Genomic DNA, 25021 nt, shown 5'->3' with positions numbered 1-25021 from the left:
CGTCACTCGGCTGTGGACGGCCTAAGGAGCAGTTGCCACGCGTATCACAGTGTTCGGAGCCAATGGTCGCACCGGCCGTCTGCTCACCGGCCAGGCGCTCGATGCCGGGCACGAGGTCAGCGTCATCACCACCGTGGACAATCCGACCCTGCTGAAGTGGATTCGTGGCGAAGCGTTCGCCGCGAACTGAACGATGTCGCCAGCGGAGGTGCAGTTGTCGTCGTCACCGGTAGCGATTGTCCAGCGAATCCCGGTGCGGCGGTTCGGTGAAACCGCGTCCCGCCGAGCCGTTCTGAATCTGCGCCGGAGAGCAGGTGTCGCCATGGGCCGACTGGGGTCAGAGATCGGCGACCAAGGCGGCGGCCGCTTCGATCGCGGCCGCCTCGTGGTCGAGGAGGACGTCGCCGCCTTGCGTTGTGACGATCGGTGTGTACGGGTCGTCCACGAACGGTTCGCCCAGCAGTTCGCGGAGCACCGCCAGCCCGCAGAACGGAACATAGTGCGGGCTGTAGCCGCCTTCTTGCACGAAGGCGATCCGGCCCGCGGAGGTCGCGGCGGCGATGTCCAGCATCCGGCGGGTCAGGTGCCGGAAGCCGCCGCTGGTGACCATCTGCCGAGCCAGCGGATCGAGGATGCTCGCGTCGAAACCGGACGCGACGATGATCAGCTCGGGCGCGAAGGCGTGCAGCGCGGGTTCGACGATTCGGTCGATCGCATGGAGATACGCGGCGTCTCCACTACCCGGCGGGAGCGGCACGTTGATCGCGTAGCCGTGTCCGTCGCCCGTGCCGCGCTCCTCCCGGTAGCCGGAATCCGGTGGGAAACACAGATGCTGGTGGATCGAGATGGTCAGGACCGACGGATCCTCATACCAGATGTCCTGCGTGCCGTTGCCGTGGTGGACGTCCCAGTCGACGACGGCGACGCGTCGCACGCCGAGTACGTCTTTCGCGTAGGCGGCGGCGATGGAGATGTTGTTGAAGACGCAGAAGCCCATGCCGGTAGCGCGGGTAGCGTGGTGCCCAGGTGGATTGACCAGCGCGTAACCATGGTCGACCGTCCCGGCCAGCACATGTTTCACGAGTGCGATCGCACCGCCCGCCGAAAGCGCGGCGATCTCGTATCCGCCCTTGCCGAAGGACGAGACGCCGTCGCCGGCATCCCCGCCCTTCGGCTGCAGACTCTCGGTCTTGATGCGCTCCAGATGTTGCGTGGTGTGCACCCGCAAGATGTCGGCCTCGTCGGCCGGTTCCGCCTTGATCGAGTGCAACTCGTCCAGCAGTCCGGACACCGAGACCAATTCGTGGAAGCGTCGTTTGGTGTCGGGATGCGCGAGGTGGTGGCCGATCGGCTGGAGACCGACCGTGACGTCGGACGGGAACAAACTGCCGCTGCCGGTGTCGGCCCACCCGTAGAGGGTGTTCCACACGTATCCGGTTGTCATCGTGCACTCCTCGCGGTCGGCGGACCGCCACGCCGTCCACCTGGGTATCAGCCCGCCTCAGCGGGTGCTCGCGCTCATTACAGGCCCAGCAGCGACCTCGCCGCAACCGGACGACTTACCACCTGTGACGGTGTGCGGCGCGAACCCTCGCCGCTCGAGTCGGGGCTCTCGCGGTCCGGGGCGGGAGCCGCGACGCATCGGATAGGCGGTTCCCGGCGCAGCCGAGGACGTCGGGCCGGATCCGCCGCCCGGGTGCGGTCCGCTGGGCGTCCTGGCGCAGTGCCCGTGAATCCGGAGAGCCGGTGCGCGATTTCCTCTGGCGCGGTGGAGATCCGAAGCGGTTAGAGTGGCCTCGTGACATACGAGATCACGGCCGAGCAGATCGAAATCCCCCAGGACGACGCGACACCCATGGCGGCTTATCTCGCCCGGCCGGAGGGGGCGGGCGACTACCCGCTCGTCCTGGTCGGAGCCGAGTTGTGGGGGTTGACCGATGAGGTCCGGGCCGTCGTGCGCGATGTCGCCGCCCTGGGATATGTGGCGATCGCGCCGAATCTGTACCACCGCGCCGGTCCCGAGACCTCTGCCGGGTTCGAGGAGAGCGATGCCAACCGGGCCCGCGCGTTCGAACTGCTGGGCCGATTGACCCGCGACGGTGTCGAGGCGGACCTGCGCGCCGCCGCCGACCATGCCCGCGAGCATGCCGGGGCCGGTGACCGGGTCGGCATGCTGGGCTTCAGCCTCGGTGGCCACGTCACCTATTTCGCGGCGACCCGGCTGCCGCTGCGCGCCGCCGCCATCTACTACCCGGGATGGGTGCCCGACTCGGGTATGGCGTTGAGCGTTCCGGATCCGCTGTCGGCGGCGACGCCTGGTATCACCGCTCGGCTGGCGCTGTTCTTCGGCGGGCAGGATCACATCATCGATGCCGATCAGCGGGAGCGGATCGGTGCGGCGTTGTCGGCGGCGGGTGTCCGGCACGACGTGGTGGTGTATCCCGAGGCTCGGCACGCCTTCTTCTTCCCCGGCCGTGAGGTGTACGACAAGCAAGCCGCCGAGGATTCCTGGCAGCGGGTGCGCGAGCTCTTCGCCGCCGAGCTGACCGCGTCCTGATCCGGTTACGCGGTAACGATCCCGGAGCCCGCCGGGCCGAGCCGGCGGGGTGGGGAGAGATCACTCCTCGTGCATCCAGGCAAGTGTGGTCCGCGACTCCCTGAGTCGCCAGCCCGCCTGCGTCCGTACGACGGTGCAGGCCATGCGCAGGCCGCTCGTTCGATGGGGTGCTCGGCCTTCACGGAAGAAGTACACGAGCGAGTTCGCCGAGGCGGCCGCCTGGTCGCCGTGGACGTCCACCAGCAGGTCGGTGGTCACGTGCTGGGTGTGCTCCTCCGCGACCTCGGCTTGTCGCATGAGGCCGACCAGGTCGTCGATGCCCTGGAGGTCGCCGTTGCGGGGCGAGTGGATCGCCACATCGTCGGCGAAGACGGTGGCCGCGTCCTCCCATCGCTTCTCGTCGAGCAGGCGCGCCAGGCGCGCGAACAGATCGGCGATCTCGATCCGATCGGCGATCAGGGTATTCGTGGACATGAGAGCCTCTTTCGTTGGCGCCACTAACATTGGCGGTGCCAACTATACCTACCTTTGATTGGCATCACCAATGAAGTCGTGTTCGTGGTGTGCCTCAGACGGCGAACGCGACAATGGCGCGAAATCCGGTGCGAGCCGGGCGGTGGGGACGGGATGTGCGCTCCAGCGGGACCGATTTCCTGCGTCCCGGATCGGGGGCCGACCCCGGGGGGCCGCTCGGCTCGGTCGGATAGATTGGGAAAGAATCCGTGGTGGTCGAAGTGGTGGAGGAGGCGCGGTGGGCGCGAGTGCGGAGTCGGCGACTGGTCCGGCGACATTCGACGATCTGGTCACCGAGATCCGCGCCAGATGGGATTCGCTGTCGGCCTCGCACAAGAAGCTGGCCGAGCGCGTGCTGTCCGACCCCGAGGCGGTGGCGTTCATGACCGTGTCCGATCTGGCGAGCGCGGTCGGCGTCAACGAGGCGACGGTGGTGCGGTTCGCGAATGGCCTCGGGCTGAAGGGATATCCCGGCTTGGCCCGCCTGTGTCAGGAGCGGCTGCAGGAGCGGGCGCAGTTGCTGCGCCGTTTCGAGAACCTCGAACACTTGGTGGCGCAGGGTGCGGGCCTGCGGGAGAGCCAGGTGGTGCTGGACCAGGCGAACATCGCGCGTTCCTTCGCGGGCATCGCGGACACCACTTGGGACGCGGTGGCCGCCCAGCTGGCGCGCGCGTCCCGCGTCCACGTGATGGGCCTGCGCAAGTGCCACGCGCCTGCTTATCTGCTGGGCTACCTGCTCGGTCTGTTGCGTGAGGACGTGGCGACCGTGACGGGGACCAGGGGGTCGCTGACCGACGAACTGCGCCGTGTTCGCGCGGGGGATTGCTTCGTGGCGATATCGATCCATCGCTACAGCTCCGACACGGTCCGTGCGGCGCGGTGGGCTCGCCAGCGTGGCGCCCACGTCGTGGCCCTGACCGACACCCCGGCCTCGCCGCTGGCGGCGGCGGCGCACGAGACCTTCTACGTCGAGGCGTCGAGCGCGAGCGTGCTGCGCTCGATCACCGCCTTCACGTCGATCGTCCAGGCGTTGTCCGGCGCGGTGGCGCACCTCCTCGGCCGTGAGGTCCGCGAGACCTTGTTGGAGGAGGAGAGACTGCTGGGCGAATTCGGCGTATACGCCGCCGACGGCGTCTGAACCTGTTCTGCCGGTGGCTATTTCACCGGCGTCATCGCCGCGACCCGGTCGGCGCGACGTTGGTGCAGCAGGCCCGCGGCGACGGCCAGGGTCGTGACCACCAGGGTGAGCGCCAGCGGCGTTCGGGTATCGGAACCGAACACCATCCCCACCACGATGCCCAGCAGAGTGACCAAGACCAGGTACGGCAGATAGGGAGCCCCCCACATCCGTACGGCCGGCGCGGCGGATTCCACGGCGGCGCGGTTGCGTCGGCCGGCGATGTACGTGGCGCAGATGCACAGGTAGACCACCACCGCGACGGCGCCGGACGAGCTGAGCAGGAAGCTGAAAACCGCTCCGGTGGGCAGGAAGTAGTTCGCGGCCACGGCCAGGAATCCGGCGCTCGCGGCGGCGAGAACCCCGGCCGTCGGCACACCGGAGCGGGTGACGCGGCCCAGCGGTCGCGGCCCCTCTCCGCGTTGGGACAGCGCGAACAGCATGCGCGACGCGGAGTAGAGCCCCGAGTTCAGGCACGACAGCACCGCGGTGAGCACGATCAGGTTCATGATGGTCCTGGCGCCGGGAATCCCCAGCAGATTCAGCACCGCGGTGTACGGACTTTCGGTGATCTCGGCGCTGTCCCACGGCAGCAAGGTCACGACGACCAGGATCGAGCCCACGTAGAAGACGAGGATGCGCCCGGCGACGCTGCGCATGCTCGCCCGCACGGCGTTGACCGGATCGTCGGCCTCACCGGCGGCGATGGTGACCAATTCGGTGCCGAAGTAGGAGAAGAAGACCGTCAGCGACGCGGCCAGCAGGGGAGTGAATCCGTTGGGCAGCAACCCGCCTCGTCCCAGCAGGTTCGTCGTGCCCGGTGCGGTGTAGTGGGCGAACGCGCCGCAGATCGCCGCGATGCCGACGCCGATGAAGACGACGATCGCGGCGACCTTGATCAAGGCGAACCAGAACTCGAAACGCGCGAACGAGCTCACCGCGGCCAAGTTCACTCCGGTCAGGGCGCTCAGGAAGAGCAGGGCGAACGCCCAGGCGGGCACCGCGGGCGCCAGCTGGTTGGCGATCGCGCCACCGGCGACGGCCTCGAAAGCGACCGTCACCGACCAGTGGTAGCTGTACACCCAGCCGACCGACAGTCCGGCCCATGGCCCGAGTTCGCGTGAGGCGTAACTCGAGAACGAACCGGTCTCCGGGCGCGCCGTGGCCAGTTCGGCCAGCATGCGCATCACCAGGATCACGACCAGGCCGGTGAGCAGATAGGCCAGGACAATGCCGGGTCCGGCGGCCGCGATCGCGGTGCCGCTGCCGACGAACAACCCGGCGCCGATGACGCCGCCGATCCCGATCATCGTGAGCTGACGAGTGGTGATGGTGTGCTGGAGATTTCGCGTAGGGGGAATTGAGGTGGGCACGATGCCTCCCAAGGACCGTGGGCTGTGACCCGGGTAACTGATGGTCGGTCATGCAACACCCGCGCCCCCGTGCGTGCAAATCGATTTGCATTCAGAGATGGGAATGCAACTGCTATGGCATAGTGTGACGTCGACCCGAGCAGGAGGAGATGAGCGAATGTCCATGGTGCTGGTGAGCAGGTCCGGTCCGATAGCGACGCTGACGTTGAACCGTCCGGAACGGCTCAACGCGGTCAGCGAAGAGCTCTACGAAGCGTTGATCGGCCATCTGGTGGTCGCCGATTCCGATCCGGCGGTGCGCTGCGTGGTGCTGCACGGTGCGGGCCGCGCGTTCTGTGCCGGCGCCGACCTGAAGGCGCATCACGCCGGCTCCCGCACGCCCACCGAGCAAGCGCACTACCTCGATCTCGCCCAGCGGGCGTGCGAGCAGATCCAGCGAATGGACACGCCGGTCGTCGCCGCCGTCGGCGGATACGCGCTGGGCGCAGGCGCCGAAATGGCGGTGAGCGCGGACTTCCTCGTGATGGCCGAGGACGCGCAGCTCGGTTTCCCCGAGGTGAGCATCGGGACGTTCGTCGGCGGCGGAGTCACCCATCGGTTACCGCGTTTGGTCGGTCTGCGCCGCGCCACCGATCTGCTCGTCCTCGGCGAGCGCTGCACCGGCACACAAGCATTCGAGTGGGGTTTGGCCTACGCGTCGGTGCCCGGTGACGTCCTTCTCGATACGGCGCGCGGACTCGCCGACGCATTGGCGGGGAAAGCGCCGTTGTCGCTGGCGCGGATGAAGGCCGCGCTGCGCCGTGACGATCCCCTGGAAGTCGCGCTCGCCGGTGAGCCGCGCCAGATCCTGGAGTTGATGGCGACCAGGGACTGGGCCGAGGGCGTCGCGGCGTTCGCCGAACGCCGCACCCCTGTGTTCGAAGGGAAGTGACGTGCCCACACTCGACGCCTCGGTCCGCACCGCGCTCGAACGTCTGTTGGATCCACGCTCCGTCGTGGTGGTCGGTGCGTCTTCCGACCCGGCGAAGCGTGGTCACCAGGCCATTCGCGCTCTACAAGAGGCCGGTTACGAAAACCCCGTCTACCCGGTCAATCCCAATGCCGTGCAAATACTCGGCCTGGATGTCTGCGCATCGCTCGATCAGGTTCCTCCCGGCGCCGACGTCGCGCTGATCGCCCTGCCCGCCGCAGCCGTGCCCGGCGTGTTGCGTGAATGCGCGACCGCGGGCATCGCCGGAGCAGTGGTGCTCGCCAACGGTTTCGGTGAGATCGGCGTGGACGGCGCCGATCTCGCCGCCGAGCTGGCAGCCGCGATCGACGAGACCGGCATTCGCGTCATCGGTCCCAACACCTCCGGCCTGCTCAACCTCACTTCGGGTGCGAATCTGGTGGGGCTGCAGGGTGTTCCGCGCGGACCGATCAGCGTCATCACGCAGAGCGGGAACATGCTGTTGTCGCTGGTGAACGACAACAACGTCCTCAGAGGTCCCGGCTTTCACGCGTACGTGGGATTGGGCAACCAAGCCGATGTCCGTTACGACGAATGCCTGGTCGAACTCGCCCGTCATCCGGAAACCGGTGTCGTGGCGATCCATTCCGAGGGATTCGCCGACGGGCGGTCGTTCCTGGTGGCGGCCGCTCGGACCGTGCCGGACACGCCCGTCGTCCTGCTGCGCGGCGGCCGCTCGGAGGAGGGCCGGCGCGCCGCGGCCTCGCATACCGGCTCGATAGCGGGCTCGGACGCGGTGGCGACCGCCGTCCTGCGCCAAGCCGGGGTGGAACTGGTCGATCGCTCCGACGAACTCGCGGTCGTCGCGGGAGCCCTCGCCGTGTGTGCTCCGATCACCCCGGGGCGCACGGTCGCGATTCTGAGCGACGGCGGTGGACACGCCGCACTGGCGGCGGATGGCCTGGCCGCGCACGGGATCGAATCCGCGCGGCTCGCGGAGCACACCCGGCAACAATTGCGGAAAGTGCTCGGCACGGCGGCCGCAGTTTCGGGCCCCGTCGATGTGGCCGGCGCCACCGATACCGACCCGATGGTCTTCGCCGAAGCCGCCGAGATCCTCATGCGCGATCCCGCGGTCGGCCTCGTGCTGATCATCGGGCTGTTCGGTGGCTACCACCTGCGTTTCGACGCGGGATTGCGCGACAGCGAAGACGCGACGGCGGGCGTCTTGCTCGCGCTTTCGGCCGAATACCATGTGCCCTTGGTGGTCCAGAGCTGCTACGCCGGTCTCGATATCGCCAATCACGACCGGCTGCGCGCCGGCGGCGTACCGGTGCTCGGCTCGATCGAGCACGCCGTGCGAGCGGCGGCGGCTCTGCACCGGCGCGGCCGCCTGATGGCCGAACGCGCCCGGCGCTCCCCGCTGACACTGCCGCCGCCCGCCCCGCCCATCCCGGGTTCGGGGATCCTCGACGAGCCGACCGCGCGGCGGGTGCTGGCCGACGGGGGAGTGGAGGTCGGCATGTGGACCTTCGCGCGCGACGTGGATGCGGTGGCTCCGGCAGTCGCCGCGTACCGGCGACCGTGTGCACTGAAAGTCGTCTCAGCACAGGTGATCCACAAGTCGGACGTCGGTGGCGTCCGGCTGGGAGTGGTGGCCTCCACCGCGACCGAGAACGCCGACTCCATTGTCGACGCGGTGACCGCGAAGGTGCCCGACGCCAGGATCGACGGAATGATCGTGACCCCCATGGCCGACGCTGGTGTGGAGTTGCTCGTCGGCGCGACCCGGGATCCGATCTTCGGGCCGGTGCTGGCTTTCGGCACCGGTGGGGTGCTGGTCGAGGCGGTCCGGGATGTCGCGTTCCGAGCCGTCCCCCTCACCGAATCGGAAGCTCACGAGATGATCGAGGAGACCATCGCCTCCCGCATGCTCGACGGCTACCGGCACCTTCCTGCGGTCGATCGTGACGGGCTCGCGCGATTCCTCGTGCGCATCGGGGATTTCGTCGCCGCGCACCCGGAGATAGCCGAACTCGATCTCAATCCGGTGATCGCGTCCGGGCACGACCTCACGCCGGTGGATGTGCGAATCGTCCTGTCCGAGTCGGCGTCCGGAGGTCGCGATGAGTGACCCGATCCTGATCGACCGGACCGGCGATGTGGTCGTCTGGACCCTGAACAACCCGCGAGCCCGCAATCCGATCTCCGAAGCGGACACCATAAGCGCCCTCGAGGACGCGGTGGCGGCGGCCAACCGGGACCACAGCCTCCGGGCGGCCATCCTCACCGGTGCCGGCTCGGCGTTCTCCTCCGGCGGCAACGTCAAGCACATGCGCGACCGCGCCGGAATGTTCGGCGGCACACCGGCGCGGCTACGTCAGGAATACCGTCACGGGATTCAGCGGATCCCGAGAGCGCTGTATCACTGCGAGATACCCACCATCGCCGCCGTCAACGGCCCGGCCATCGGCGCGGGTTGCGACCTGGCCCTGCTGTGCGACCTGCGGATCGCCGTTGCCACCGCCGTGTTCGCCGAGAGCTTCGTGAAGATCGGCCTGGTCCCCGGCGACGGCGGAGCTTGGCTGCTGCCCAGGGCGATCGGCATGGCCAGGGCCTGTGAAATGGCGTTCACCGGTGAGCCGATCGACGCGCACACCGCACTCGACTGGGGGTTGGTCTCGGAGGTGGTGGAGCCCGGCGCACTCTTGGACGCGGCCCACCGGCTCGCTGCCCGCGTGTGCGCCAATCCGCCGCATGTGCTGCGAATGACCAAGCGGCTGCTGCGCGAAGGAACACACCAGACCTTGGAAAGCCTGCTCGAGCTGTCGGCGGCCATGCAGGCCGCCGCGCATCACACCGAGGACCATCGCGAGGCCGTCGCGGCCGTGCTGGAGCGCAGACCCCCCGAGTTCACGGGTGGCTGAGCAACTTCCCCGGTGGCGCACAAGCCACTCCGCCGACAGCGCGGTTCGACCAACCAGGCCTCTCCGATACAGGTGCGGCGAAGGCTGGACCGCGGTCGCCGGGCAGGCTAATCGGTGATGACGATCTTGCCTCTGGCGTGGTGTCCGAGCATGTGGGCGACCGCGTGCGCGGCTTCGCCGAGGGGATAGGCCCTCTCGATGATCACCTTGACGTCGCCGGACACCAAGAGCGCGGCGAGATCGTTCAAATTGTCCTGGCCGGGGAGGCAGGTGACGGTGCGGACGTCGGTGGAACCCCAACCCATCATCTTCGCTCGGGCGATCCTCGGCAGGCTCCCGAAAAGTCCTCTGGCGCTCCCGATGCTGTTGGGGATGAGTATTCCGGTGGGTGTCAGCAGCTCGGCTGTCGCGGCGGGTGGATGGTTCAACACGTTGTCGAGGATCACGTCGTAGCGTTGTGTGCCGCGGGTGTAGTCCTCCCGGGTGTAGTCGATGATGTGGTCGGCGCCCAACGACTGCACGAGCTCGATGTTGTCGGTGCTGCACACGCCGGTGACCTGAGCGCCGAGTGACTTTGCGATCTGCACCGCGAGCGTTCCGACACCGCCCGACGCGCCGTTGATCAGGACCCGTTTCCCCGGCCCGGCCCGGCCCACGTCGCGCATGGCCAGCAGCGCCGTGATGCCCGACATGACCGACGCCGCGGCCTCCGCGAACGACAGTTCGGTGGGTTTGCCGATCAGCTGGGACGCCGGTACCACCGTGAATTCGGCGAACGTGCCTGCCCGCGATTTCGCGCTGTTGTCCCAGAGCGAACCGAAAACCTCGTCGCCGGGCCGGAAGCCGGTCACGTTCTTTCCGACGGCCTCCACGGTTCCCGCGATGTCACTTCCGCGCACCGGCGTCGCGGGCCGGCGGAGTCCGAACTCCAGTCGGAGGAGGTACGGCACACCGGTCACCGCGAGCCAGTCCGGAGTATTCACGCTGGTGGCGCGCATGCGGACCAGGACCTCGTCGTCGGAGGGAGTGGGGCGGGCGATGTCGTCCGGTGCGAGTACCTGTTCCGGTGAACCGTAGCCGCGTTGGACGATCGCCTTCATCGTGGCGTCGCGTTCGGGCGTGGTCGCGTTCGTCGATGCCGACATGGTTTTCTCCCTCGAATGGTCACGCCGGGCCGCGAGCGGCGTCGGTGGTGCGTCCATCCTGGCGAACCAGCCGACGGACCACATCGGACGAGCGGTTCGATCCGAGTCGGCCGATAGAACGTGGTCCGCTGATACTTTCGGCCGAGGTGCTCCGGTCAGCGCCCGACGCGGTCGGTCTCGTAGGCCCAGATGACGAGTTCCACCCGGTTGCGCGCGCCGAGTTTGGCCATGAGGCTCGCGATGTGGGTCTTGACCGTGCTGAGGCTGATGTGCAGCTCCGCGGCTATCTCGTTGTTGGTTCGCCCCCGGGCCACAGTGGCCAGGACCTGCTCTTCGCGCTCGGTGAGTTCCATGGCGGGCCGGGCAGGCGATGCGGCGCGTCCGGTGCCTGCGAAGGCGGTGAGCAGACGCGCGGTGATACTCGGGGCGATGAGCGCGTCGCCTCGTGCGGCGGCATGGACGGCCTGCGCGAGCATCGCGGGTCCGGCCTCTTTCAACAGGAATCCGCGTGCGCCGGCACGCAGCGCCGCGTAAACGTACTCGTCGAGGTCGAAGGTGGTGATGACGACCACGGCGAGAGGGTCGTCGACGGCAGGCCCGGCGAGCAGGCGGGTGGCCTCGATGCCGTCGACGCCCGGCATGCGGATATCGAACAAGCACACATCGGGACGCAGATCGCGAGCGAGCCGGACGGCCTGCGCCCCGTCCGCGGCCGCGCCGACGACTTCGATACCCGCTTGGGCGTCGAGGATCATCATCAGTCCGGTGCGGACGATCTCCTGGTCGTCGGCGACGACCACCCGCAGGTTCGGCGTCATCGGCTCGCCTGCGGTCATGTCGCCGTACCCTGCCGGGGCAGCACCGCCGTCACGGTCCACCCGCGGTCGGAGTTCGGGCCCGCCGCGCAGGTGCCGCCGAGCAGGTCGGCGCGCTCGGACATGCCGACCAGCCCGTAACCCCGAGATCCGGCCGGGCGTGCGGGACCGCCGTCGCCGTCGTCACGTACGAGCAGCCGGACCGCGGTGTCGTCGGTGGTGACACGCACGTCGATGCGGGTGGCGTGCCGGGCGTGACGCACCGCGTTGGTGATCGACTCCTGGGCCAAGCGATAGATCGCGGTGCCTACCGTCGCGGGCAGATCGGCGACATCCCCACTGATCTCCACCTCCACAGAAGGACCGTTGCCGGTGGGACCGGCGAGCTGTTCCAAATCGGTGATGCCGGGATTGGGCGAGCGGTCCCCCTCGTCGATCGGCTGGTCTCGCCGGAGCACACGCACGATGGCGCGCATCTCGGCGAGCGTGCGCGCGGCTTCGGCCTCGATCAGCCGCAGCGCGTCGACGGCGGCGCCGGGCGTGGACTCCGCGAGCGCCAGACCGGCTTGGGCGCGAATGGCCATGGCCGACACGTGATGCGCGACGGTGTCGTGCAGATCGCGGGCCAGTCGTTCGCGTTCGACCAGCTTGACCTGATCGAGTTCCCGAGCCTTCGCCCGTGCCCGGTACCGGAATGCCAGGCCCAGCGCGACGGCCGCGAACAGCACGAAGATCCCCCCGGCGGCATCGGCGGCGGGGAGGCCACCGGTCAGCATCGCGATGCCCGCACTGGGTAAGACGATCGCCGATCCGATCACGATGTCGCGGCCGGACCCCCACCGGTACAACGCGTACGGCAGCAGCAGCATCGCCCCCATGGCGGCGATGTCCGACTGATCGCCACCCAGCAGCACCGTCACCGAGGTCGAGCCGACGAAGGCGATGCCGACCATCGCCAGTGGTCGGCTCCGGCGCCACAACAGCGTGGGCATGATCGCGACCGCGACCGCGATCCACACGGACCGGTGCGAGATGTCTTGTCGAAGCGAACCTTCGAGAACCGCGAGCGCGATGAACGTTCCCACGAGCGCCCGATCCCGCCATGACCGAGGTGGAGCGTCGGGGGCGTGCGGCTCGTGCCACACCGAGCGGATCAGGTCGTGCACGCCTCAATGATCGCGCTCGGACCCCTGGAACGGAACGGCGGGTGCTTCCACTCGGCGTATGGCGCTCGTGCGTTAGACCTTGCGGTTCTCCGACTTGATCATCCACGCCAGTTTCTCCAGCGACGCGGTGATCTGGTGCAGCAGATCGCTGGTGCTCGGATCCTCGGCGTCCACCGCGTCGTGCACGTCACGGATGGTGTCGATCGCCGCGTAGGTGCGGGTCGTGATCAAGTCGACGACGTCGGCGGAGTTCACCTCTTGGGCGGGGAACGGCGGGAGGCTCGTCGTCGCGGCGACGGTGTCGGAGCGTCCGTCGGGGACCACGTCGAGGGCTCGCATCCGCTCGGCGATGGTGTCGCTGCCCTCCCGTGCCGCATCGACGAGCTCATCGAGTTGCAGGTGGAGATCGCGGAAGTTGGCGCCGACGACGTTCCAGTGGGCCTGCTTGCCTTGCAAGTGCAGTTCGACGAGATCGACGAGAACGCGCTGCAGATCCGCGGCCAGGCGGGGTGAACCGGTGAAATTGCGGACCTCGTCGGCGAGACGGCGATTGGTTCGGTGCTGAGTCTTGTGTGCGGTAGTCATGGTTGCACTCCTCTCGTGGTCTTCACGGAGAACAACTCCGACTTTATTGGAATCATTCCAGATTGTACTGTCGCGTGGATCACCCCGCCTCGGCGTGCGCACGGCTCGAGGTCACGTCACGAACGTGTGCGCCCGGTCGACGGCGCCATCGTCTGCGCGCACTCGATGCAGGTGCTCGCCGCGGCCGAACGTCCGCCGCACCTCGAGGCCATCTTCGTCAGCGGCGGCCACTACGAGCCGCGCCTATTTCGCTCGCGGCGCGGCGCCGCCGCCGGGGATGACGGCACGATGGACGGTCGTGTATTCGGCTTGCACTTTGTAGTACCGCGAGTGCGGGCCGTAGGCGGCGTAGAGGGTGAAGCCGCGTGGCCCTTCGAAGGCGCGCGGCGCCCCGTCGACGAAACGGGCCAGCACCGGATCGAGGTCGCGCGGAAAATTCGATTCCTGATAACGCTGCGGGAAGCAGATGCGTCGCATGCGCGGCGAGGTCCAAGAGAAGGTGCGGTAGACGTTGAATGTGCCGTCGAACAGCGTCAGTTCTTCGTCGGTGGCCGCGACGAAATCCAGGTCGGTCAGGATCGCGGCGATGTCGTCGGAAGTGATCGCACCGGGCGGCAGCACCTGGGAGTACAAGTTCATGGTGCGACTGGCGAAATCGAGCGCCAGAATGCCGACCTTGCCGCCGTAGCGGGTCAAGTGCTCGGCGTGCGAGCGCGCCGCGTCCGGAATCCCCGGGAACGCGAGCATCCGCTCGACCTCGAGGACATCGGCGAAGAACAGCCAGACCTTCTGCACACCACCGGTGAGGGACAGGTCAACGGCCGATCCCGCCGGGACCTCGGCACAGACCTCCGCCAGCAATCGCTCCATGGGATGTCCGGTGAAGGTGATCAGTCCGGCACCGCGCAGGGTCTCGACCAGTTCTGCCGGTGGGCCCGAGTGCTGCACTCTGGCGTTGACCTCGCGCTCGGGCACCGGATGGGTCGTGGTGCGCACACCGACCACCGAGCCGGTCCACAGATCGGCGAGAGCGTCCAGCGCCGGATCCACCACCGCGGGGTCGTAACGCGCTTCGGCCAAGCGCGCGAATTCGCGCAGATCCCGGCGCAGCCGGTCGAGCGTGACAGTGGCCGATGTACTGCTCATACGTCAACCTCGAATACTCCCACCGTGGGGTGAAAAGCCAAGTCCACCAACAGATCGACTCGTCACGATAGTCGCGCGGCCGGTCGTGTCGCTACACGGACGCCGACGTCTCTCCGCGGGCTGGTCGGTGTCGTAGCCGGCCCGGCAGTTCGCTTCGGTAGGGTCGCGGCGGCGGGTCCGCCCGCGGCGACTGCGGCCGCGATTGTGGTGACAGTCTTGGTGGTTCGCCGCCGTGTGCGACGCGTCGGATTTCGACCATGTGGTTCGTCCTTCGAGCAGGTGTGATGCAAGTCGTGTGGTCCACTGCCGGGTCGTGCGGCATCCCCGCCACATCCGTCAGGTGACGCTGTACGCGACGTAGTTCGGCGACCGAGCTCTTCGAGTGCGCTGCACCGGTGCGGGCGAGTTCGTCCCATCGGGCAGCGAAATCGCGAAGTGCACTCGCGCCCGAACCATGGCAAGTTTGCTGCGTGAACGTGTCAGAGTTGATCTACAACGTCGTAGTCGTCGCTCACCTGCTCGGCATGGCGGCGGTAGTGGGTGGTTATGTGGCGGGGCGGCCTCGGGTCTCGGAGGTGATGGTCTGGGGTGCGCGGTTGCAGGTGGTCACCGGATTGATCTTGGTCGGCATGGCCGAGTCGATCGATTCGCTCGGCAAGGACCCGAACATGGTGAAGATCGGCGTGAAGCTGGTCGTCGCGGTGGCGGTGGCGGCGTTCGCGGAGATCGGGCACGCGGATGAGAAGCGAGGCAAGCCGGTGCCGTGGCTGACCGATGCCGCGGGCGTGCTGGCGATCGTGAACGTCTTGGTGGCCGTGTTGTGGACCTGAGGTGTCCGGCGCCGCATGGGCGCCGAACACTTCTCACGCCTCGAACAGCGGTTGCCCGAGATAGCCGCCCGGTGACGCGACCCCGGGCGGGATCGCGAACACCGCGGAACCGATGGGTGTGGTCCACACATTGAGCGCGTCGAATTCCGCGAGCCGACGCTGGACCGGAAGGAACTGGGTGTCCACGTCCCGCTGAAAGGCGGCGAACAGCAGACCCGAGTTGGAGGTCCCGCCCGGCGTGGGGGCGTCGTCGTAGTTGTAGCCGCGCCGCAGGAAACGCTCGCCGTCGTGGGTGTGATGGGCGCGAGCGATGTGCGACGACGGTGGGATGACCGGTATCCCGTTCGCGTCGACGGCCGCGAAGTCCGGCTCGTCGAACTCGCCGGTTCCGGTCAGCGGCGCGCCGTCGGCGATGGTGCGGCCGACGGTGAGTTCCCTTTCCTCTCGGTCGATCCGGTCCCAGGTGTCCAGCGTCATCGCGATCCGCCGCAGTACGCACGAGGTTCCGCCGCGCAGCCAGGGCTGCGTGGCCCCGTCGTCCCACACCAGACGGGCGAACTCCGGTGTGCCGGGCGCCAGGTTCACCGTGCCGTCGACCTGGCCCATCAGGTTGCGCGGTGTCCGGCCTGGTGCGGCATCGCGAAATCCGCGTTGCACCCAGCGCACGGTGACCAGCGAGGTCACGCTCCGGCACAGCACACGCACCGCGTGTGACACCGTGGTCGCCTCCTCGGCGCATATCTGCAGGAGCAGATCGCCTCCGGTCCAGGCGGATTCGAGCCGGTCGATGGCGAAAGGGGGCAACGGCCGCAGCCACGACGGCCTGCGATGCTCGAGCCCGGCCGCCGTGAACACCGCGGGCCCGAAACCCACCGTGACGGTGAGCCGCGCCGGGCGCAGCGCGAGTTCGGCTTCGGTGTCCGCGAGCGCGGGCCGCCCCTCGGTCAGCCGGGCGGCGTCCCCGGTCCATATCTTCAGCAGTCCGACGAGGTCCTCGCGCCGAACACCCGGTCGCAGATCGAAGGCGACGAATGCCGCGTGCGACTGCGGGAGGGTGTCGATCCCGGCTTGGTGCGGGCCGTAGAACGGCACCGTCGCTTCCCGGGCCGAGGGACCGGATTCCCGCCGTCCGGTACGCGCGGCCGCGCCGAGCCCGACACCGGCGACGCCGGCCGCGGCGGCTCCGCCGCCCAGCAGACGCCGCCGGTTGATCCGTGCGGGACGCGGTTCGTTGCGGTCAGCCACCGTGCGCGGGGGTCTGCGCGCCTGCATGTGCCTCGCCGCCCGTGTGATCGGGCGCGTAATTCTCCTGGTTGCCCGCGAAGTCGCGCACCTGAGCGGTGAAGGTGGTGGTCGAGCCGTCGTCGAAGGTCAGCGTGACCGACGTCTCCGACCCCGTGCGCAGCGGCCCGTGCAGGTCCATGAACATGATGTGGTCGCCGCCGGGCCGCAGCTGGGTGCGGCCGTGCGCCGGAACGACGAAGCCGCCGGGCTTGGGCCGCATCGCCTTGGTGCCGTTCGCGTCGGTGACCACCTCGTGCAACTCGATCCGGCCGGAGGCGGGACTGGTGGCCGAGACGATGGTGCGCGGGGTGTCGCCGCTGTTGGTCAGGTCGCCGAACGCGGCCGACATCCCGCTGTCGGCGGCCTTGACCCACTGGTCGGAGACGGTCACCGCATCGGCGGATGCGACGGTGCCGGTCTTGTCGGCCGACGAACACGCGGTCAGCAGAAGGGGCACCGCCGCGGCGGCGAGCGCGCCACGCAGGAGGCGAGCGGTGCGCGGTGCGACGGAAAGGTTGACGGTCATGAGAACTCCGCAAGTCGTGAGATTCGGTATGGTGCGCGCTGACGAAGGCCTCGGGAGTTCCGGGCATCGACCGATCCGTCGGCGGGCCCGGGTCACTCGGGTGCGGTCGGTGGACACGTCACATCCGGCCCGCCGCGACGAGGCCGGGTATCCGAGTCGGCGGCAGCCGATCTGGCCCTGAAGCCGCACTGCGAGGCGCCGAAAACGCCCGCTTCGCAATCCGGTTCACGGCGAGTCGATTCTCCGGCGCTGTACCGCCGTGATTCCCGAGGTCGGAACGGCATTCGCGAGCCGGAGCGGGCAGCCATGATCCGAAGCGCATCGTCGGCAAAGTCGTCGAGCGCGGCTGGCACTTCGGCGATGCTCGTCGGCGCGATGTAGGGGTCAGCGGATCGTTGGCGGGCCGCGCAAGCCGGGGCCCGAACTCAGTAGCGGGCGGCGCGGATGGGGGAGAACATGCCCGAACGCGGGCGAGCCGATCCGGGCCGGCGCGCTGGGGCCTTCACCGAGCACGCGCACCGTGTGGCGCACATCGGAAACCGCGCGCACGACAGCGTGTTCGGCGGCGCGGATGAGCAGCGCGCCGAGCGGGACGGCCGCGAGATGCGTGCCGAGCATGACCGAGGTCGCGCCCGCGTCGTGGTGATGAGCGGCCGACAGGGTGGACGCGAAATGCGCGACAGCTTGCGCCACCGCCAGCGTGGCCATCATCTCGCCGAGCCCGTGCCGGTGGGGTCGCACACCGGCCAGCACGCCGACCGCCGCGCACGCGGCGATCAGCAGGGCGATCGGCGCAGCGCCGGGTGCCATCGCACCGCCGCCGAGCGCGTGCGCGGCGATGCTCACCGCCCCGGCCGCGGATCCGACGAACGCGCCGCGCAGCCGCGCCGCCACTACCGTCGGATTACGCACCGACTCATACTACCGCCCGTCGTAGCGCGGGGTGGTGCCAGATCGGATGCCCGACGGACCCGCGCGCCGAACTCGACTCGACGGGTCCCGGCCACAGACCGGAGCCGAATCGTTCTGGCGTGGAGTATCTCTGCCGCGGGCGGGTGACGACGTTCGTCGTACGCGCCGAGGTCGTTCGTGCTGCCCGGAATTCGGGACCTGGGCGTGACCCAGTCCGGGTGCTGTTGCGGCGCACGTGACACGGCAACGAATCAGTGCGGTCGAAGACGCGCCGCCGCTGCGGAACCCGCTGTGTGCGCGGGAGATTTCGCGACCGCGGACATCCCGGCTCCCTCCCCGAACTCGCCGATCATGCCGTGGCATCCCCGCTTTCCGGAACTTCCGTTGCGACCTCCGGCACGGGTCGACCGGAATCGCCGCGGCACCGAACTCGTGGCCCGCCCGGCATCGGCAGCACGACGGCACCGACGCGGACCCCGGCCGACTCACACCATGACGCTCGCGTGGACGAGATTGTGGTCGGACACCCCGCCGATGTCGTCGACCGACGCCGCCGTGACGGTCGCGCCGTGGACCACCACGTGGTCGATGTGCTGCGACTTCGTTCCCGAGGAACGCGGGCGGGTGGGCAGCCCACCCGCGACGTGTTCGGCGACCATGAAGTGGTCACCCAACCCGGCGGCGACGGTGGCGCGGTCGATGTTGAAGTCACCCAGCAGCACCGCGGCGTCCTCCGGGGCATCGGTGGCGAGTTCGGCCAGGCGGGCGAGCTGGTCGGTGCGCCGCCGGTCGCCGGTGACATGGGTGGCGATCACCGTCAGCCCGCCGACGTCGACGACGAGGGCGCCCTTGCCGTGGTCGTGTGCGAAGGATTCGGCGGTCACCTCCCTGCTCGGCTCCGCGGTGAGCACCACCAGGTACTCCCCGCCGTCGAGTAAGGAGCTGGGCATGCGCCGCGGCGTCGGCAACCGCTGATACCGCATCGCGTGGAAGGTTCGATCCGGCAGCGCCATTCGCAGGCTGGCCAGTTGATCGCCGCTGACCTCCTGTAACGCGATGATCCGCTCGGTGCGTTCGGCCACCCGCGCGGTGACTTCGGCGATCCGTGCGCCCTCGTCCGGCCAGCGGGTGGCGACGTCCTCGTACCAGTTCTCGGCGTGGACGCGATGCAGGACGTTCCAAGTGGCCACCGTGATCACCTTCGCGATGGTATGCGACCGATTGAAACAGGTTGCGGCGCGGGCTGTGCCGATCCGGCGCGCGCTCAGCCGGCGCCCTGGATGTCGATGCCCCGCTGGAGCGACGCGATCGCGCGATCGAGGACCCGGTGCAAGGCCGGGATCGAGTGGTCCGCTCCCATCATCCAGTGATCGAGGCCGACACCGAAGGCCGCGAAACAGGCCGCGGCAGTGAGCTGCGGTCGCAGGTCATCGGCGGGAAGCCCGGCGCGGGCGGCGAAGTTCAGCGCCATCGCGCGCTGGCGTCCCAGCGCCCCGATGAAGTTCTCCCGGCGCAATTCCGGATTGCCGACCAGCAGCTGCCTGGCTCGGCGCGCGGTCTCCGCCTGGCGGTCGCGCGACGGTGCGTCCCGCTCGTCGAGCAAGAAGTCGCGCAGCGCCGCGCGCACCGCGGTCAGCACCGATTCGCTCGCCGGGCGTCGGTCGACGGCGGCGAGCAACTGGGCCATGAGGTCTTCCTCGTGGCTGAACACCACCGCGAGCTTCGACGGAAAATGACGGTGGAAGGTCCGCCGGGAGACCTGTACCGCGTCGGCGATCTGCTGCACGGTGGTCTGCTCGAACCCATGCAGCTCGAACAGCCGCAGCGCCGCGTCGACCAATTCCCGCCGCACCCGCGCCTTCTCGCGGTCGCGTGGACCGTTCACACCCGTCATGCCCCGCATTCTCTCTCGGCGATGTCATCCCCATTGGTGTCTCAAAGTGACACATTAGCCGAAAATCGGGCTACAGTGTCTCGACGAGACACCAGTTTGAGAACCGAGAGGTGGCGCCATGTCGGTGCGACGTGCAGGAATCACCGTGGCCGCGGCCGCATTGCTTTTCGCGGGTCCGCCGGTGGGGGCGGCCGTGGCCGACCCCACGGGGCCGGGCGCGGCTCCGGGCGCGGTCGCCGGCGACGAGGCGCTGCCCGAACAGCTTTGGATCGAGGGCGCGGGCGCGGCCCGCCGCCTGACGTATTGGACCAGGACCTCCGATGACCGGCCGGCGCTGGCCGGTGGTGCGGTCTTCGTTCCGGCGGGGACGCCGCCGAGCGGTGGCTGGCCGGTGCTGTCCTGGGAGCACGGGACGGTCGGCCTCGCCGACGAATGCGCACCGTCGACCGCCGGCCGTAGCAAGCGCGACCTGGATTACCTGGCGACCTGGTTGCGCCAGGGCTACGCCGTCGTCGCGACCGACTACATCGGTCTGGGCACCCCGGGGCCGCACGCGTATCTGGACGGACGCGCCGAGGCGCACGCCGGGATCGACATGGTGCGCGCGGCCCGCGCCGTCGAGGATTCGCTGTCGTCGAAGTGGGTGGCCATCGGGCAGTCGCAGGGTGGCGGAGCCGCGGTGTTCACCGCCTCGCTGGCCACGGCGTACGCCCCTGAACTGGACTACCGCGGCGCGGTCGCCACCGGCCCCGCCTCCAATGTCGTCGAGGCCGCCTCGTTCCTCGGGCCCGACGCCCCTCCGATCGACAATTCGCACCTCACCGCCTATATCGCGTATGTCATGAACGGACTGCGGGCGGCGCGACCGGGCTTCGATCTCGACAGTTACCTCAGCCCGGTCGGCAAGCAATTGGCCACCGCCGCGGAATCGCTGTGCTTCCAGCCGCTGGCCGAGCGGGCGCAAGGGATCTCGGTCAACCGGTTGTTCTCGCGCCCGCTGGCGGACGGCGATTTCGTCGCCACCGCCCGCTCCGTCATGGACGTTCCGCTCACGGGCTACGACCGGCCGCTGTTCATCGGGCAGGGCACCAACGACACCGACGTCCCGGCTCCCCTGACCGCGAAGCTGGTCACCGATCTGGAATCGCACGGCGTCCGGCCCGAGGTCCACGTGTATCCGGGCAAGGATCACAGCGCCACGATGGCCGCTTCGCTGTCCGACAGCATTCCGTTCGTCGCCCGCCTGTTCGCCTGACCCCCGCGCGGGCCGCGGCGCTCAGGCGCGCGCGGCCGCGGGCTCGGGGTCGGCCTCCGGCAGCGTCGCGGCAGACTTGCGAACCGGAATGGCCAGCGCGATCAGCGCCGCCAGCACCGCGACACCGCAACCGATCAGCAATCCGGTGCGGAAGCCGGCCTCGGTGGGGATGGTGTGCCCACCGAGGCGGGTGCTCATCTGCGCGAGGACGACGCCGACGACCGCGGCCGACACCGTGGTGCCGATCGAGCGCATCAAGGTGTTGAAGCTGTTGGCCGACGCGGTTTCCGACAGCGGGACCGCGCCCATGATGAGCGCGGGCATCGAGCCGTAAGCGAGGCCGACGCCACCGCTGCACACGCAGGTCACGACGAGTAGCCCCCAGGTCGACCCCATCAGCACGACCGACGAACCGTATCCGAGGGCGATCACCAAGCTGCCGACGGCGAGCGTCACCTTCGGCCCGCGCGCGGCCGACAGCCGGGCGCCGAGCGGGGAGACCGCCATCATCACCAGGCCGGCGGGAGCCATCCACAATCCCATCGCCAGCATGGACTGCCCGAGGCCGTACCCGGTGACCACCGGCAGTTGCAGCAGCTGCGGGATGATCAAAGACTGCGCGTACATGGCGAACCCGACCACGATCGAGGCCGCGTTGGTCAGCAGGACCTGCGTGCGCGCGGTCACGCGCAGGTCGACCAGCGGGTCCGCGGTACGCAGTTCCCACCAGCCCCACACCGCGAGGACCAGGACCGCGACCGCGAACAGGCCGAGGATGGTTCCGCTCGTCCAGCCCCAATCGGCGCCCTTGGACACCGCGAGCAACAGGCACACCAGCGCCGTGCCGAGACCGAGTGCGCCGGGAACGTCGAAACCGCCGCCGCCGCGTGCCGGGATGGCGGGCACCAGCAGCCAGATCAGCGTGGCGACACCAGCGCTCAGCACCGCCGAGCCCCAGAACAACACGCGCCAGCTGGCGTTCTCGGCCACCGCCGCGGCCAGCGGAAGACCCAGCGCGCCACCGATTCCCATCGACGCGCTCATCACCGCGATGGACGTGCCGAGTCGTTCGGCGGGCAGGACGTCCCGCAACGCGCTGATGCCGAGCGGGACGACACCCATGCCGATGCCCTGCAGGCCGCGACCGGCGATCATCGGCACCACCGAACTCGCCAGCGCGCAGACCAGCGATCCGGCGATGAGCGGAACCGTGCACGCCAGCAGCATGCGGCGCTTGCCGTAGAGATCGCCGAGGCGTCCGGTGATCGGGGTGGCCACCGCGCCGGCGAGCAGCGTCGCCGTGATCACCCAGGACGCGTTGGACGGTGTGGTGTCCAGGATCCGGGGCAGGTCCCCGATCAACGGCACCACCAGGGTCTGCATCAGTGCGGCGACGATGCCTGCCGCCGCGAGTACGCCGACGATGCCCTCGGACCGAGCTGCCGATGGTGCTGTCACGCGGGTCTCCCTCTCTTGCGATTCTTGTGCACAGTACATATGAATTGCATGATGCACAAGAGTTGTACTATGCAAATGTGCTGGTCGGGCCGCAGGAGTGTGGTATAGGTGCGGAGATGAGCCCGTAGCTGGCGAATATCGGCAGGAGCGTTGTGTGGACAAGCCCGTATCTTCGGTGGAGTTCGAGACCATGCTGCTGGGGCGGCACAGCCTCAGCGCCAAGGCCCGCCGGGGCCGTGGCCACCTCGACCGCAGCGCCTACACGGTGCTGAGCAGGCTGCGGGTACAGGGCCCGATGTCCGTGGGAGAACTCAGCGATGCCTTCGGCCTGGACACTTCGACGCTGCACCGGCAGACCACCGCCATGCGCGGAGCCGGTCTGATCGAACGTATTCCGGATCCGGACGGCGGCATGGCGCGCAAATTCCGGATCACCGCCGAGGGCGGGCGCCAGCTCGACGCCGAACGCGCCTACAACGTCCGCGCTCTCGAAAACGTCCTGGCGAACTGGACGGCGCAGGACATCGCCGCGTTCGCCGAATTCCTGAAGCGGTTCAACACCGACATCGAACGCATCGACAAGCGTCCGTGGCCCCGGCCCTGAACGCGGGCGCGCCCGCGCGGATGCACACGAAATCTCCACAATCGAGCCAGGATCTCTCCACAGCCGGTGGCTAGGGTTCGGTGCATGGAACACAGCGCACCGGCGCAGGCCGCACGGCGGATCCTGGTGGTGGACGACGAGATGACCATCGCCGAATCCGTCGCGGCTCGCCTGCGGGCGGAGGGGTACACCGTCGACCTGGCGCACGACGGTCCCTCGGCCGTCGCCGCCGCCGAGGCCGTCGGACCGGACCTCGTGGTGCTCGACGTCATGCTGCCGGGGTTCGACGGATTGGAGGTGTGCCGCCGTATTCAGGCGCGCCGCCCGGTGCCCGTACTCATGCTCACCGCGCGCGCCGAGGAAACCGACCAGCTCGTCGGGTTGGGTGTCGGCGCGGACGACTACCTCACGAAACCTTTCTCACTGCGCGTGCTCGCGGCCCGGGTGCACGCGCTGCTGCGCCGGCTGGACCGGGCCGCCGACCGCGACGGCGCGACGATCCTGGTCGGTGACCTGCGAATCGACGTCGACCAGCGCCGGGTCTGGCGCGCGGAAGTCGAGGCCCTGCTCACGCCATTGGAATTCGATCTGCTCGCCCGGCTGGCCCGCCGCCCGCGCACGGTGCTCGCGCGCGAGCGGCTGCTCGAAGACGTCTGGGACTGGTCCGACGCGGCGGGCACCCGCGCGGTCGACAGCCACATCAAGGCGTTGCGTCGCAAACTCGGCGCCGACCTGATCCGCACCGTGCGCGGCGTCGGGTACGCCCTGGATGCCCGATGAGTACCGAACCCGAGAGCGCACCGGAGGTGGAACGCGAATTACTCGACGGGGGAGCCGAATATGGCGAACGGCGGTGGGTGCGCCGAGCGAGCGATCGGATCGCCGAGCTGCTGCCCCGGCCGTTGGACCCGGTGAAGTCGATCAAGCTGAAGCTCGCCATCCTCATGTTGTGCTCCGGCGGGGTCGCGTTCGGATTCTTCCGGTTCAAGATCGGATGGCTGCCCCCGCGCACCACGCTCACCGCGGTGGTGATCGCGCTGCTCACTTCGCAGTTCCTCGCCCACGGCATCACCAGGCCGCTGCGCGAGATGACCGCGGCGGCGAAACGGATGGCCCACGGCGACTACACCCTGCGGGTGCGGGCGAGTTCCCGGGACGAAGTCGGGCAACTGGCCGAGGCGTTCAACCAGATGGCGGCCGACCTCGCGGCGGCCGACCGGCAACGCCGCGACCTGATCGCCAACGTCTCGCACGAATTGCGCACGCCCATCACCGCTTTGCAGGCGGTACTGGAGAACCTCGTCGACGGCGTCTCCCAACCCGACCCGGCGACCCTGCGCACCGCACTGGCCCAAACCGAACGGCTCACCCTGCTGGTGTCCGAATTGCTCGATCTCTCCAGCATCGAAGCGGGCGCCTTCCCGCTCGACCGCGAGGAGTTGCCGATCGCGCCGCTGCTGGCCGACGTCGTCGCCGAAGCGGAGGTCATGACCGCCGCGCTCGGGCGCGGCGTGCGATTCCGCACCGACGTGCTGCCCGGCGCCGCCCGCGTGTACGCCGACCGTGCGCGTCTGCACCAAGTGCTGCTCAACCTGCTCGACAACGCCGCCCGCCACGGACCTGCGGGCGGGGAAGTCCGCGTGGCCGTTCGTGTCTCGCAAGGCGAGGCCGTCATCGACGTCGACGACGACGGCCCCGGCATCCCGCACGCCGAACGCGCCCGGGTATTCGACCGGTTCACCAGGGGCGGCCGGACCACGGGCGGCGGCACCGGGCTCGGCCTCGCCATCGCCCGCTGGGTGGTCGACCTGCACGGCGGCACCATCGCGGTCGCCGAGCCGGGCTCCCGTATCCGGGTCGTTCTGCCCGGGCGTTGACCTGCCACTCATCCGACCCGGACCACCA

At 69.0% G+C, this 25021-nt stretch carries 25 protein-coding genes; 11 read left to right on the top strand and 14 right to left on the bottom strand.

The window, feature by feature from the left end; translation table 11 throughout:
- Nucleotides 1-49 precede the first annotated feature (49 nt).
- Nucleotides 50-190 (top strand): hypothetical protein, encoded by a 141-nt coding sequence (locus ABZ824_RS34510; RefSeq protein ID WP_356968447.1) that lies wholly within the window; start codon nt 50-52, stop codon nt 188-190.
- Between the two features lie 147 nt (nt 191-337).
- On the opposite strand, the gene ABZ824_RS34505 is transcribed toward ABZ824_RS34510, so the two are convergent.
- Nucleotides 338-1444 (bottom strand): class II histone deacetylase, encoded by a 1107-nt coding sequence (locus ABZ824_RS34505; RefSeq protein ID WP_356968445.1) that lies wholly within the window; start codon nt 1442-1444, stop codon nt 338-340.
- A gap of 354 nt (nt 1445-1798) precedes the next feature.
- Here ABZ824_RS34505 and ABZ824_RS34500 point away from each other — a divergent pair, with 354 nt between their 5' ends.
- Nucleotides 1799-2557 (top strand): dienelactone hydrolase family protein, encoded by a 759-nt coding sequence (locus tag ABZ824_RS34500; RefSeq protein WP_356968443.1) that lies wholly within the window; start codon nt 1799-1801, stop codon nt 2555-2557.
- 60 nt (nt 2558-2617) lie between these two features.
- Here ABZ824_RS34500 and ABZ824_RS34495 read toward each other — a convergent pair whose 3' ends face one another.
- The gene (locus tag ABZ824_RS34495) at nt 2618-3031 is read right to left on the bottom strand and encodes a nuclear transport factor 2 family protein (protein ID WP_356968441.1); all 414 of its coding nucleotides are present in this window, start codon (nt 3029-3031) and stop codon (nt 2618-2620) included.
- 277 nt (nt 3032-3308) lie between these two features.
- Between ABZ824_RS34495 and ABZ824_RS34490 the strand changes: the two genes are divergently transcribed.
- Nucleotides 3309-4208 carry a MurR/RpiR family transcriptional regulator gene (locus ABZ824_RS34490; protein WP_356968439.1) on the top strand — a complete coding sequence of 300 codons (900 nt, stop codon included), beginning with the start codon at nt 3309-3311 and terminating at the stop codon, nt 4206-4208.
- Between the two features lie 17 nt (nt 4209-4225).
- On the opposite strand, the gene ABZ824_RS34485 is transcribed toward ABZ824_RS34490, so the two are convergent.
- Nucleotides 4226-5620, bottom strand: coding sequence for an amino acid permease (locus ABZ824_RS34485; protein WP_356968437.1), 1395 nt, complete (start codon nt 5618-5620; stop codon nt 4226-4228).
- A 157-nt stretch (nt 5621-5777) separates the two neighbouring features.
- Between ABZ824_RS34485 and ABZ824_RS34480 the strand changes: the two genes are divergently transcribed.
- Genes ABZ824_RS34480 through ABZ824_RS34470 form a run of 3 tightly spaced genes read left to right on the top strand, consistent with a single transcriptional unit; the run spans nt 5778 to nt 9496 of the window.
- A complete protein-coding gene (locus ABZ824_RS34480) occupies nt 5778-6551 on the top strand; it encodes an enoyl-CoA hydratase/isomerase family protein (RefSeq protein WP_356968435.1) in 774 nt (257 codons plus the stop codon).
- A 1-nt stretch (nt 6552) separates the two neighbouring features.
- Complete coding sequence (locus ABZ824_RS34475) at nt 6553-8703, top strand: acetate--CoA ligase family protein (protein ID WP_356968433.1); 2151 nt, start codon at nt 6553-6555, stop codon at nt 8701-8703.
- Entirely contained in the window at nt 8696-9496 is an 801-nt protein-coding gene (locus ABZ824_RS34470; RefSeq protein ID WP_356968431.1) for a crotonase/enoyl-CoA hydratase family protein, read from the top strand. The genes ABZ824_RS34475 and ABZ824_RS34470 overlap by 8 nt, the downstream gene beginning before the upstream one ends.
- A 107-nt stretch (nt 9497-9603) precedes the next feature.
- On the opposite strand, the gene ABZ824_RS34465 is transcribed toward ABZ824_RS34470, so the two are convergent.
- From ABZ824_RS34465 to ABZ824_RS34445, 5 genes are all read right to left on the bottom strand, one after another.
- Nucleotides 9604-10641, bottom strand: coding sequence for an NAD(P)-dependent alcohol dehydrogenase (locus tag ABZ824_RS34465; protein ID WP_356968429.1), 1038 nt, complete (start codon nt 10639-10641; stop codon nt 9604-9606).
- Nucleotides 10642-10796: 155 nt separating this feature from the next.
- Nucleotides 10797-11477 (bottom strand): response regulator transcription factor, encoded by a 681-nt coding sequence (locus ABZ824_RS34460; RefSeq protein ID WP_356968427.1) that lies wholly within the window; start codon nt 11475-11477, stop codon nt 10797-10799.
- Nucleotides 11474-12622 carry a sensor histidine kinase gene (locus ABZ824_RS34455; protein ID WP_356968425.1) on the bottom strand — a complete coding sequence of 383 codons (1149 nt, stop codon included), beginning with the start codon at nt 12620-12622 and terminating at the stop codon, nt 11474-11476. The genes ABZ824_RS34460 and ABZ824_RS34455 overlap by 4 nt, the downstream gene beginning before the upstream one ends.
- Nucleotides 12623-12694: 72 nt before the next feature.
- Complete coding sequence (locus ABZ824_RS34450; protein WP_355079322.1) at nt 12695-13207, bottom strand: DNA starvation/stationary phase protection protein; 513 nt, start codon at nt 13205-13207, stop codon at nt 12695-12697.
- A 243-nt stretch (nt 13208-13450) separates the two neighbouring features.
- A complete protein-coding gene (locus tag ABZ824_RS34445; protein WP_356968423.1) occupies nt 13451-14353 on the bottom strand; it encodes an aromatic prenyltransferase in 903 nt (300 codons plus the stop codon).
- A 524-nt stretch (nt 14354-14877) separates the two neighbouring features.
- Between ABZ824_RS34445 and ABZ824_RS34440 the strand changes: the two genes are divergently transcribed.
- On the top strand, nt 14878-15183 hold the full coding sequence (locus ABZ824_RS34440) for a hypothetical protein (RefSeq protein WP_355079438.1): 306 nt from the start codon (nt 14878-14880) through the stop codon (nt 15181-15183).
- A gap of 33 nt (nt 15184-15216) precedes the next feature.
- Here the strand turns inward: ABZ824_RS34440 and ABZ824_RS34435 are convergent, their stop codons facing one another.
- From ABZ824_RS34435 to ABZ824_RS34415, 5 genes are all read right to left on the bottom strand, one after another.
- The gene (locus ABZ824_RS34435) at nt 15217-16455 is read right to left on the bottom strand and encodes a Dyp-type peroxidase (protein WP_356968421.1); all 1239 of its coding nucleotides are present in this window, start codon (nt 16453-16455) and stop codon (nt 15217-15219) included.
- Nucleotides 16421-16993 (bottom strand): copper chaperone PCu(A)C, encoded by a 573-nt coding sequence (locus tag ABZ824_RS34430; protein ID WP_356968419.1) that lies wholly within the window; start codon nt 16991-16993, stop codon nt 16421-16423. The genes ABZ824_RS34435 and ABZ824_RS34430 overlap by 35 nt, the downstream gene beginning before the upstream one ends.
- A gap of 384 nt (nt 16994-17377) precedes the next feature.
- Nucleotides 17378-17905 carry a hypothetical protein gene (locus tag ABZ824_RS34425; protein ID WP_356968417.1) on the bottom strand — a complete coding sequence of 176 codons (528 nt, stop codon included), beginning with the start codon at nt 17903-17905 and terminating at the stop codon, nt 17378-17380.
- A gap of 485 nt (nt 17906-18390) precedes the next feature.
- Nucleotides 18391-19104: an endonuclease/exonuclease/phosphatase family protein gene (locus ABZ824_RS34420; RefSeq protein ID WP_356968415.1), complete on the bottom strand. Its 714-nt coding sequence runs from the start codon at nt 19102-19104 to the stop codon at nt 18391-18393.
- Between the two features lie 65 nt (nt 19105-19169).
- The gene (locus ABZ824_RS34415; RefSeq protein WP_356968413.1) at nt 19170-19799 is read right to left on the bottom strand and encodes a TetR family transcriptional regulator; all 630 of its coding nucleotides are present in this window, start codon (nt 19797-19799) and stop codon (nt 19170-19172) included.
- 118 nt (nt 19800-19917) lie between these two features.
- Between ABZ824_RS34415 and ABZ824_RS34410 the strand changes: the two genes are divergently transcribed.
- Nucleotides 19918-21054: a lipase family protein gene (locus tag ABZ824_RS34410; RefSeq protein ID WP_356968411.1), complete on the top strand. Its 1137-nt coding sequence runs from the start codon at nt 19918-19920 to the stop codon at nt 21052-21054.
- Between the two features lie 21 nt (nt 21055-21075).
- On the opposite strand, the gene ABZ824_RS34405 is transcribed toward ABZ824_RS34410, so the two are convergent.
- Nucleotides 21076-22512 (bottom strand): MFS transporter, encoded by a 1437-nt coding sequence (locus ABZ824_RS34405; protein WP_356968409.1) that lies wholly within the window; start codon nt 22510-22512, stop codon nt 21076-21078.
- 154 nt (nt 22513-22666) lie between these two features.
- Here ABZ824_RS34405 and ABZ824_RS34400 point away from each other — a divergent pair, with 154 nt between their 5' ends.
- The 3 genes from ABZ824_RS34400 (at nt 22667) to ABZ824_RS34390 (ending at nt 24993) form a co-directional block, all read left to right on the top strand.
- On the top strand, nt 22667-23116 hold the full coding sequence (locus ABZ824_RS34400) for a MarR family winged helix-turn-helix transcriptional regulator (protein ID WP_356968407.1): 450 nt from the start codon (nt 22667-22669) through the stop codon (nt 23114-23116).
- Between the two features lie 84 nt (nt 23117-23200).
- Entirely contained in the window at nt 23201-23896 is a 696-nt protein-coding gene (locus tag ABZ824_RS34395; protein WP_356968405.1) for a response regulator transcription factor, read from the top strand.
- Nucleotides 23893-24993, top strand: a complete 1101-nt coding sequence (locus ABZ824_RS34390) for an ATP-binding protein (protein ID WP_356968403.1) — start codon at nt 23893-23895, stop codon at nt 24991-24993. Before ABZ824_RS34395 ends, ABZ824_RS34390 begins: the two co-directional genes overlap by 4 nt.
- Nucleotides 24994-25021: the final 28 nt, after the last annotated feature.

This window comes from Nocardia sp. NPDC047038 (assembly GCF_040644075.1).
In the GTDB taxonomy this organism is placed as follows: Bacteria; Actinomycetota; Actinomycetes; order Mycobacteriales; family Mycobacteriaceae; genus Nocardia; species Nocardia sichangensis.
This window is presented reverse-complemented; position numbering and strand designations above follow the sequence as displayed.